General features: G+C 59.1%; 2 pseudogenes. One reads left to right on the top strand and one right to left on the bottom strand.

From position 1 onward, the window contains the following. A pseudogene (locus tag AC1DH9_RS28735) lies at positions 1 to 379 on the top strand (ATPase); the annotation flags it as partial. Between the two features lie 188 nt (positions 380 to 567). Here the strand turns inward: AC1DH9_RS28735 and AC1DH9_RS28730 are convergent. Then, positions 568 to 1656 (bottom strand): annotated as a pseudogene (locus tag AC1DH9_RS28730) (NAD-glutamate dehydrogenase); the annotation flags it as partial.

Here is a 1656-nt window from a genome sequence, read left to right as displayed (position 1 = left end):
CTCCAGCGCCACTCATGTCACCAGCGGTCCGGACGTGTCACTGGGTATTGTCTACAGTCAGAATACCCAGAACAGCCGTGCCTACCTCAAGGACTACCAGGCCAACGCCGGCACCGGTTTCGGCCAGAGCCTGCTGGTGCAGCCGATCCATGACACCAGTCTCAATTACATCGGGACTGCTCAGGGCCATGATGCAAAAAACCTGAGTCCGGTGTGGGCTGATTTTAAACCTGCCACCGAGATAGTTGCCGATATCAATGAACAGCAGAACATTCAAGTTCGCGCTTTGCAACAGTTTGACCAGTCGCTCAGCAATTTACTAAGCAGACCATCAGATAAACTTTCGATGAGTAACGACACGCCCGTCATCGTTCGGTAGGCGCTACCGCAGGCGGCGATCATTTGATCTAGATATTTAAACTTATGTCGCAAGGCAGTTGACGCTGAAAGATCACAGGCTTCGCCTGTTCCTACATCGCCCCCCTGTCGGAGCCCGCATTCTTTAACGTTTAAATTGAAAAAGCCCCGCCTCTCTCGAGACGGGGCTTTTTATTCAGCGCCTGATGATCAGGCTGCAGGCTCCAGCTCAGCGATTGCAGCGGCCGTGACAGGCACCACCGCTTGACCGCTCAACGCCAGGTCCAGCAGTTCACGGTTGGCGACCGCGTACATGGCGTAGTCCGTGCCGCTGGCGGCACGAATGTCCACCAGCATGGCGCGCCAGCGCTCGACCATGTTCTCGTTCTGGTCCATCCACAAGGCCAGACGCGTTTCCACGTCCTGCTCGCCGTTGCCCATTTGCAGGACCGAGATGGTGATCGCCCGTTGCTGCCAGTCGATGTCATCGCGGAACGCTTCACGGGCCAGCGCTTGCCAGTTGTTTTCCACCGGCAGAGCACTGATCTGTTGCAGGTACCAGGTCAGGTCCAGCGCACTGCCCACGGCGAAGTAGGCCTTGGCCACGTCCGCCGCATTCTGGCCAGTCACGTCCGCTGCCTCGATGATTGGCAACAAGGTGTACAGGTGACTGGTGCCTGCAACCATGCGCGCCAGCAACTCAGGTACGCCAGCGGCGACGTAGGCCTGATAGCGGGTCTGCCAGCCTTCGCGGGTCGGGCCTTCCAGCAGTTCGTCGAGCTTGAGGCCCAGCGCTGCCAGATGTGGACCGAAATGCGCGACGTCTCGCGCTGCGTTCTGTTCGTTGCGACGGCTGCGCAGGAACCAGCGAGTGGCACGACGGCCCAGACGCATCAGTTCATCCATCAGTTCCAGCTGTACGTCGGCCGACACCTGGTAATCCAGCGCCTCGATCTGACGGAACCAGTGCGGGAGATGGAAGATGTCACGCACGATCACATAAGCGCCGGCCACGTTCGCCGGGCTCATGCCGGTCGACTCTTTGAGTCGCTGAACGAAGGTGATGCCCATGTGGTTGACCAGGTCGTTGGCGATCTGGGTGCTGACGATCTCACGCTTCAGACGGTGACGACGCATGGCCTCGGAGAACTTGCTGACCAGCATCGGCGGGAAAGCGGTTTCCATGTCGCGGGTCAGGTAATCGTCGTCCGGCACCAGGGAGTTGAGCAACTGCTCCTTGAGGTCGATCTTGCTGTAGGTGATCATTACCGACAGCTCGGCACGGGTCAGGCCCTGGCC

The sequence above is a fragment of the Pseudomonas sp. 05T35 genome, assembly GCF_056396605.1.
Note: the sequence above shows the minus strand (reverse complement) of the source record. Positions and strands in the feature narration are given on the sequence as shown.